1 protein-coding gene is annotated in these 271 nt (G+C 64.2%); it reads right to left on the bottom strand.

The features are described 5' to 3' along the window. A partial coding sequence (locus CWI66_RS17865) for a hypothetical protein (protein WP_198517625.1) occupies positions 1-221 on the bottom strand: 221 nt, incomplete at its 3' end. Between the last annotated feature and the right edge of the window lie 50 nt (positions 222-271).

Raw genomic sequence — 271 nt, 5'->3', positions numbered from 1 at the left:
CGACCGCTCTTGGCCGCTTCCAGCAGACGCTGGACGTTAGCCTCGAAGTCGCGCGCGAAGTCGTCCGCCGTCTGGCCGTCGATCCCGACGGCGCCGTCACGGCGCGTCATCAGGTAGGCCGTCCTCAGCCACTGGGCGTCGATATGATGCGCCAGTGACGTGAAGGCACGCTGCGGGAAGCGCTCTGCCAGCGCTGCTATCCGCACTTGTTTCGTGGACATGACCTCAGGTTCCTGTGCACCTGTCATGTTGCCCTCGTGCAGTTCTGATG

The organism is Halomonas sp. 141 (assembly GCF_002810305.1).
GTDB classification, from domain to species: Bacteria; Pseudomonadota; Gammaproteobacteria; order Pseudomonadales; family Halomonadaceae; genus Vreelandella; species Vreelandella stevensii.
Note: the sequence above shows the minus strand (reverse complement) of the source record. Positions and strands in the feature narration are given on the sequence as shown.